Origin of the sequence: Microbacterium testaceum (assembly GCF_003075375.1) — a bacterium.
GTDB classification, from domain to species: domain Bacteria; phylum Actinomycetota; class Actinomycetes; order Actinomycetales; family Microbacteriaceae; genus Microbacterium; species Microbacterium testaceum_E.
Genome location: NZ_QDFT01000070.1, coordinates 1 through 8,109 on the forward strand (window position 1 = coordinate 1; position 8,109 = coordinate 8,109).

At 70.4% G+C, this 8,109-nt stretch carries 7 protein-coding genes and 2 rRNA genes; all 9 read left to right on the forward strand.

Annotated features, from left to right (window positions below; translation table 11 throughout):
• Positions 1 to 154, forward strand: a 23S ribosomal RNA gene (locus tag DC432_RS15280); the annotation flags it as partial.
• Between the two features lie 103 nt (positions 155 to 257).
• Positions 258 to 374: ribosomal RNA gene (rrf, locus tag DC432_RS15285) — 5S ribosomal RNA — on the forward strand.
• Positions 375 to 1,387: 1,013 nt separating this feature from the next.
• Positions 1,388 to 2,185: a hypothetical protein gene (locus tag DC432_RS15295; RefSeq protein ID WP_243393170.1), complete on the forward strand. Its 798-nt coding sequence runs from the start codon at positions 1,388 to 1,390 to the stop codon at positions 2,183 to 2,185.
• Positions 2,185 to 3,216, forward strand: a complete 1,032-nt coding sequence (locus tag DC432_RS15300; RefSeq protein ID WP_116538583.1) for an HAD-IIA family hydrolase — start codon at positions 2,185 to 2,187, stop codon at positions 3,214 to 3,216. Before DC432_RS15295 ends, DC432_RS15300 begins: the two co-directional genes overlap by 1 nt.
• Before the next feature lie 19 nt (positions 3,217 to 3,235).
• Positions 3,236 to 3,403 carry a hypothetical protein gene (locus DC432_RS16545; RefSeq protein WP_165801301.1) on the forward strand — a complete coding sequence of 56 codons (168 nt, stop codon included), beginning with the start codon at positions 3,236 to 3,238 and terminating at the stop codon, positions 3,401 to 3,403.
• Positions 3,400 to 4,200 carry a TlyA family RNA methyltransferase gene (locus tag DC432_RS15305; protein ID WP_116538579.1) on the forward strand — a complete coding sequence of 267 codons (801 nt, stop codon included), beginning with the start codon at positions 3,400 to 3,402 and terminating at the stop codon, positions 4,198 to 4,200. Before DC432_RS16545 ends, DC432_RS15305 begins: the two co-directional genes overlap by 4 nt.
• On the forward strand, positions 4,197 to 5,117 hold the full coding sequence (locus DC432_RS15310) for an NAD kinase (RefSeq protein WP_116538580.1): 921 nt from the start codon (positions 4,197 to 4,199) through the stop codon (positions 5,115 to 5,117). The genes DC432_RS15305 and DC432_RS15310 overlap by 4 nt, the downstream gene beginning before the upstream one ends.
• Entirely contained in the window at positions 5,114 to 6,808 is a 1,695-nt protein-coding gene (gene recN / locus DC432_RS15315) for a DNA repair protein RecN (RefSeq protein ID WP_116538581.1), read from the forward strand. The genes DC432_RS15310 and recN overlap by 4 nt, the downstream gene beginning before the upstream one ends.
• A gap of 95 nt (positions 6,809 to 6,903) precedes the next feature.
• The coding region (locus DC432_RS15320) for a CTP synthase (protein WP_116538582.1) at positions 6,904 to 8,109 on the forward strand (1,206 nt) is incomplete at its 3' end.

Below are 8,109 nucleotides of genomic sequence, written 5' to 3' on the forward strand. Positions count from 1 at the left end.
GAAAGCATCTAAGCGGGAAGCMGGCCTCAAGATGAGACTTCCATAMCATTTATGGTGAGAGGCTCCCAGCCAGACTACTGGGTTGATAGGCCGGATGTGGAAGCGTAGTAATACGTGAAGCTGACCGGTACTAATAAGCCGATGACTTGATAACACACCTGTTTTTGGTGCTTGCGTCCACTGAGTGGTTCTCGATGTACGGTCGGGAACACAACAATGAAACATATCGTTGTTGGTTTTTGAAACATCAATAGTGTTTCGGCGGCCATAGCGAGAGGGAAACGCCCGGTCACATTCCGAACCCGGAAGCTAAGCCTCTCAGCGCCGATGGTACTGCAGGGGGGACCCTGTGGGAGAGTAGGACACCGCCGGACTTCTTTTCAGCCGAAATGGCCACCCAAAGCTGGGTGGCCATTTCGCATTTACGGGGTATTTTTCTTCCGGGAGGTCAGTCATGTCGACGGACGACGCGAACGAGCGCAAGGGGAACGAAGGTCGCTCCGGTGACCGTTCGTTCGGACGAGGACAGTCCTCCGGGGGAAGCAACTCCGCCGGCCGCAGCGATCGACCCTTCCGCCGCGAGGGAGACCGCCCGGCCCGCCGAGAGGGCGATCGAGCGCCCCGCTCGGGAGCAGACCGCCCCGTGCGGCGCGATGGCGACTCACGTTCCTTCCGCCGGGACCAAGACCGACCCGAGCGGCGCGAGGGAGATCGTCCCTTCCGCTCGAACGGAGATCGTCCTGTCCGTCGTGATGGTGATCGTCCCGTTCGTCGTGATGGGGATGCGCGTCCGTTCCGTCGTGACGGTGACCGGCCCGAGCGGCGCGACGATGACCGTCCGTTCCGCCGCGACGGTGACCGCCCTGTCCGTCGTAATGGTGATCGTGCCGTTCGTCGTGATGGAGATGCCCGTCCGTTCCGTCGTGACGGTGACCGGCCCGAGCGGCGCGACGGGGACCGCCCCGTGCGCCGTGACGGTGACCGTCCTGTTCGCCGTGATGGGGATGCGCGTCCGTTCCGTCGCGACGGCGATCGTCCCGTGCGCCGTGACGGTGATCGTCCGTTCCGTCGCGACGGGGACCGCCCCGTCCGCCGCGACGGGGACCGCCCCGTCCGCCGTGACGGTGACCGTCCCGTTCGCCGAGATGGGGATGCCCGTCCGTTCCGTCGCGACGGTGACCGTCCCGTCCGTCGTGACGGAGAGCGTCCCGCCCGCCGCGACGGCGATTCGCGTGGTTTCGGCGGCGATCGCCGTCCGTCGCGGGACAGCCGCCCCGGGGCGGGAGCGCCGCGGCGGTTCGATCGCGATGACGCCCGCGCGACGCGCCCGCCGCAGGACCGTCGTGAACGCGGTCCGGAACTCCCCGACGATGTCACCGCTTTCGACTTGCCCGGCGCCGCGCGCAACGAGCTCAAGACGCTCAGCAAGGACAACGCCGACAATGTGGCGCGCCACCTCGCCATGGCGGCGCGTCTGATCGACGACGACCCCGCCCTCGCGCACCAGCATGCCCTCGCCGCCTCGAGGAGCGCCGGCCGTGTCGGCGTCGTCCGCGAAACGGTCGCGATCACCGCCTACGCCGTCGGCGACTTCGCCCTGGCGCTGCGCGAGTTGCGCACGCACCGACGCATCACCGGTTCCGACGAGCAGCTGCCGCTGATCGTCGACAGCGAGCGTGGGGTCGGCCGACCCGACCGTGCTCTCGAAGAAGGGCGAGCGGTGGACCGCTCGACGCTCTCGGTCCCGGTCCGCGTGCAGCTCGCCATCGCGATGTCGGGCGCGCGACTCGATCTCGGTCAGCCCGACCGCGCTCTCCAGGAGCTCGAGATCCCCGAGGCCGATCCCGACCGTGCCTTCGAATGGAGCCCGGCTCTGTTCTCGGCGCGTGCCGCCGTGCTGGAAGAACTCGGCCGGGAGTCCGAAGCCGCGGAGTGGGAGCGGCGCGCCGACATCGCCGCCGAGGCTCTCGACGCCGCCGCCGGGATCGCGGACCGCGAGGTCATCGTCGTCGAAGAAATCGACCTGATCGATGACGACGGCGCTGTGGACGTGGCATCCGGATTCATCCCCGTCGAAGACGAAGCGTCGGACTCCGTCGACGACCGTGCCGAAGAATCGGTGGATGCGGAGCCCGATGTCGTCGACGCCGAATCGTCCGAGGGCCGGAAAGAGGGGGAGCGGTGATCTTCCGCCGGGCGGCCGCGCAGCCGACTCCCCTCGAGGGCGTCGACGTCGTGCTGGCCGATCTCGACGGCGTCGTGTACGCGGGACCCGGCGCTCTGCCCCACGCGGTGGACAGCCTGAACCGGGCCCAGAACGAGGGGCGCACCCTCGGCTACATCACCAACAACGCCTCGCGCACCGACGCCTCGGTGGCCGAGCACCTCTCCTCCCTCGGCCTGCGGGTCGCACCGAGCGACGTGACGACCAGTCCTCAGGCCGCGATGAGGCTCATGAAGGACCTCGTCCCCGCCGGGGCGACCCTGCTCGTCATCGGCGGCGAGGGCCTCGTCGTCGAGGTGGAGAGGGCCGGATTCGCGGCGACGCGAAGCGCGGACGACAACCCCGCCGCGGTCGTCCAGGGCTTCGCTCCCGAGGTCGGCTGGGCGCAGTTGGCCGAGGCGGCGTACGCGCTCGCGACTCCTCCCGAAGAGGGGGGGATCCCCTGGGTCGCGACCAACACGGATTGGACGATCCCCCAGGCGCGGGGGATCGCACCGGGCAACGGCACCCTCGTGTCGGCGGTTCACACCGCCGTCGGTCGGCTCGCGACGATCGCGGGCAAGCCCGAGCGGCCGATCTTCGACGAGGCGATCGCGCGGACCGGAGCGCAGTCGCCGTTGTTCATCGGCGACCGCCTCGACACCGACATCCAGGGAGCGAAGACGGCCGAGATGCGCTCGCTGCTCGTGCTGACCGGCATCGACCGGCCCAAGCAGGTGCTGGCCGCTCCTCCCACTCAACGGCCCGACTACATCGTCGAGGACCTGCGGCAGCTATTCGAGCCGTATCCGGCGACCGTCGTCAAGGGCGAGCGCACCCGCGTGGGCGACGCCGTGGTCGAGATCGACGGGGTCGACCTGCGCATCGTGTCGGAGGGACGTCCGATCGACCTGCTCCGCGCCGGGGCGGCGGCGATCTGGAACTCGGGCCGCGCCATCTTCGGGTTCCGCGTGCCGCCGCAGCTGTACGCCGACCCGTTCCGCGTGCGCTGACGTCGGTAGCATGGCATCCATGTCGGACAGCGCCAGCCCGGATGCCGCCCCCGATCTGATCGATCGCCTGCGACTCATCGAGGACCAGCCGCTCGCGGAGCGCGCGGGCGCCTACGCGGCGGTCCACGACGAGCTCGCCCGGCGTCTCGAATCGGCGCCCGACGATACGTCCGCGTCGCGCCCGTGAGTCCACGACTGGATGCCGAGCTCGCCGCTCGGGGGTTGGCGCGGTCGCGCTCGCACGCCGCCCAGCTCATCGCCGCCGGCCTGGTGAGCGTGGACGGTCGCGCGGTGGTCAAGCCGTCGACCCCGGTCGCCGAGTCCCACGTCCTCGACGTCGCGGGCGACGACCACTACGTCAGCCGCGCGGCGCACAAGCTCCTCGCCGCGCTGGACGCGTTCCCGATCGACGTCGACGGCCGGGTGGCGCTGGATCTCGGTGCGTCCACCGGCGGATTCACTCAGGTGCTGCGCGAGCGCGGAGCGCGTCCGGTGATGGCGGTCGATGTGGGGCACGGGCAGTTGTCCACCGTCGTGGCATCCGATCCCCACGTCGTGTCGGTCGAGGGGTATAACGTGCGCTTCATGACCGCCGACACCCTCGCCGCCGCGACCGGGGTCGTGGAACGCCCTCGCATCGTGACCGGTGACCTGTCGTTCATCTCGCTCGCGCACGTTCTTCCCGCCATCGTGGCGACCGCGGAGCCGACCGCCGAGATCGTCCTGCTCGTCAAACCGCAGTTCGAGGCGGGGCGTACCGCGGTCAAGGGCGGACTGGTGACCGATCCCGCGGTGCGGTCGGACGCGGTCCACGGGGTGCTGTGGGCGGCGTGGGACGTCGGTCTGCGCACCGCCGGCATCATCTCCTCCCCGGTCGTCGGAACGCACGGCAACCAGGAGTACGTCGCGTGGTTCTCGGCCGACCACGGCGCCGACCCCTCAGAATGGGAGAGCACCGTGACCCGACTGACCGGAAGCCGATGACCCCCAGCGATCGCCGAATACTCCTCGTCGTCCACGCGCGCCGAGACGACACCGTCCACGCCGCCGAACGCATCCTCACCGCGGTGCGGTCGGCCGGAGCGACGCCGGTGGTGTCGGCCGAAGACCGGCCCGAGCTGGCGGAGCGCCTCTCGCTCGACGGGGTGGCGACGCTGGGTGTCGACGTGTCGATCGAGGACGTCGAACTGGCGATCGTGCTCGGCGGCGACGGGACCATCCTGCGCGCGGCGGAGATCGTGCGCGGCGGGACCGCTCCGATCCTCGGCATCAACATGGGGCACGTGGGTTTTCTCGCCGAGATCGAGCGGGATGACATGGACGACGCCGTGCGCCGAGTGATCGCTCGCGACTACACGGTCGAGCAGCGTCTGGCGCTCGCCGTGCGCGTGCTGGACGCCGACGACTCGGTCATCTTCGAGACCTGGGCGTTGAACGAGGCGACGGTCGAGAAGGCGAGCCGCGAACGCATGCTCGAGGTCGTGATGGAGGTGGACGGGCGCCCGCTGTCGTCCTTCGGGTGCGACGGCGTCGTGGTGGCCTCGCCCACGGGATCGACGGCCTACAACTTCTCGGCGGGCGGACCGGTCATCTGGCCGACCGTCGAAGCCATCGCCGTCGTGCCGCTCTCGGCGCACGCGCTGTTCGCCCGGCCGCTCGTGGTCAGCCCCGACGCCACCGTCGCGGTCGAGGTCCTCGAGCGCACCAGCGGCAGCGGCATCCTGTGGTGCGACGGACGGCGCTCGCACGAGCTGCCGCCCGGTGCACGCGTCGTCGTACGGCGCTCGTCGCGGCCCGTGCGGCTGGCGCGGCTGCACCCCGCGGCGTTCACCGACCGTCTGGTGCGCAAGTTCCGCCTGCCCGTCGCGGGCTGGCGCGGCGCAGCGGGAGGTGTCTCGTGATCGAGGAGATGCGGCTGAAGGACCTCGGCGTCATCGCCGACGCGACCCTGCCGATCGGTCGCGGCTTCACCGCGATCACCGGTGAGACCGGCGCGGGCAAGACCATGGTGGTCACGGGCCTGGGCTTGCTGCTGGGCCAGCGCGCGGACTCCGGCGCGGTGCGCAAGGGCGCGACCCAGGCCGCGGTCGAGGGCGTGTGGCTGGTCCCCGAGGACGGTCCGGTGGCCGCGCGGGTTCGCGAGGCCGGCGGCGACGTCGAGCCGGTCGGCCGGGGCGACGCCGAACTGTACTTGGGACGCACCGTGTCCAGCGAAGGACGCGGACGCGCGACCGTGGGCGGGCGGACGGCCCCGGCCGGGGTGCTCGCCGATCTGGCCGACGACCTCGTCGTCGTGCACGGTCAGTCCGACCAGCTGCGTCTGCGCTCCGCCGGCGCGCAGCGCGACGCGCTCGATCGATTCGGCGGTCACCCCGTCTCGACGGCCCGCTCGGCGTACCGCGCTGCCTGGGACTCGTGGCGGACGCTGGATGCCGAGCTGACGACGCTCACGGGCGATCGCGACGAGCGCGCGCGCGAGGCGGAGCAGCTGCGCGCCGCGATCGCCGAGATCGAGGCGGCCGCTCCCCTCGCGGGAGAAGAGGACGAACTCGCCCGTCGCGCCGAGCGCCTCGCCAACGCCGAGGACCTGCGGGTCGCGGCGGTGACGGCCCACGCCGCGCTCTCGGACGAGGACGGCGGTCCCGACGTCGTCACTCTCCTGGCCGAAGCGCGCCGCGCGCTCGAACGCATCTCGGACAGCGACGCCGCCCTGGCCGCGATCGGCGAGCTCGTGGCCGACCTGGGTTATCGCGCGACCGACGCCTCGGTCGCGCTCTCGGGCTATCTGGCCGACCTCGATGAATCCGGCCCCCATGAGCTCGCCGCCGTCGACGAACGGCGCGGCGTGCTGGCGGGCCTGACCCGCACCCATGGATCGGTGGATGCCGCGATCGCCCTGCTCGAGACGGGGTCCGCCCGGCTGCTCGAGCTCGACGACGACGGCGACCGGATCGAGCGGCTGACCGCCGAGCGCGACGCCGCCGCCGCATCGCTCGACGCCGCCGCCGAGGCGCTCACCGCCGCCCGACGCGACGCAGCGGAACGCCTGGGCGCCGCGGTGACCGACGAGCTGCACGCGCTGGCTCTGCCGGACGCACGCCTGGTGGTCGAGGTGTCGCCGACCGCCCCCGCCGGTCACGGGCGCGACGAGGTCTCGATCCTGCTCGCGCCCCATCCGGGCGCGGACCCCCGGCCCGTGTCGAGGGGAGCCTCGGGGGGAGAGTTGAGCCGGGTCATGCTGGCGATCGAAGTGGTCATCGCCGGCGTCGACCCCGTGCCCACGTTCGTCTTCGACGAGGTGGATGCCGGGATCGGCGGTACCGCGGCGATCGAGGTGGGGCGCCGACTGGCCCGCCTCGCCGAGTCCTCGCAGGTGATCGCCGTCACCCACCTGGCCCAGGTGGCGGCCTTCGCCGGAAACCACCTCACCGTGGTCAAGGGCAACGACGGGGCGGTCACGGCATCCAGCGTCCGTCGACTGGACGGTGCCGAACGAGAGGCCGAGATGGCTCGTCTGCTGTCGGGACTGAGCGACTCGGAGGCGGCGCTGACCCATGCCCGCGAGCTGCTCGAGACCGGCCGCGCCCGCTGACCCGCGATCGACACGCGAACGTGACGCGGATGTCGGACGTCGATGCCAGACTCTGAACGAACCCCCGAACGCGACTGATAGGATCGAAGCCCGTGATGCAGACTTCGGACGCGGGACAATCAGACAGCACGACCTTCACGACGAAGCACATCTTCGTGACCGGAGGAGTCGTCTCCTCCCTGGGTAAAGGCCTGACGGCGGCAAGCCTCGGCAACCTCCTCACGGCCCGCGGACTGCGCGTGGTCATGCAGAAGCTCGATCCCTATCTCAACGTGGACCCGGGCACGATGAACCCCTTCCAGCACGGCGAGGTCTTCGTGACCGACGACGGCGCCGAGACCGACCTCGACATCGGGCACTACGAGCGCTTCCTCGACATCGAGCTCAGCCAGGCCGCCAACGTCACGACCGGCCAGATCTACTCGCAGGTCATCGCGCGCGAGCGCCGCGGCGAGTACCTCGGCGACACGGTGCAGGTCATCCCGCACATCACCGACGAGATCAAGCGCCGCATGCGTCTGCAGGCGAGCGAGAGCCCGCAGCCCGACGTCATCATCACCGAGATCGGCGGCACGGTCGGCGACATCGAGTCTCAGCCGTTCATCGAGTCGGCTCGTCAGATCCGCCACGAGCTCGGCCGCAAGAACGTCTTCTTCGTGCACGTGTCGCTCGTGCCCTTCATGGGCGCCTCGGGCGAGCAGAAGACCAAGCCCACCCAGCACTCCGTCGCGACGCTGCGCTCCATCGGCATCCAGCCCGATGCCCTCGTCCTGCGCAGCGACCGCCCCGTCACCGAGTCGAACAAGCGCAAGATCGCGCTCATGTGCGACGTCGACGAGGACGCCGTCGTCAACGCGATCGACGTGCCCAGCATCTACGACATCCCCACGATGCTGCACGACCAGGGCCTCGACGCCTACATCGTCGACGCGCTCGACATCGCCACGGCCGCCGACGTCGACTGGTCGCGCTGGAACCGCGTGCTGCAGGCGGTGCACAACCCCAAGCACGAGGTCACCATCGGACTCGTCGGCAAGTACATCGACCTGCCCGACGCGTACCTGTCGGTCACCGAGGCCATCAAGGCCGGCGGTTTCGGTCAAGAGACGCACGTGAAGATCACGTGGATCCCCTCCGACCTGTGCGAGACGCCCGAGGGCGCCGCCAAGGCCCTCGGGGCCGTCGACGGCATCATCGTCCCCGGTGGTTTCGGCATCCGCGGTATCGAGGGCAAGCTCGGCGCCCTCCGCTTCGCGCGCGAGCAGGGCATCCCGACGCTCGGCATCTGCCTGGGCCTGCAG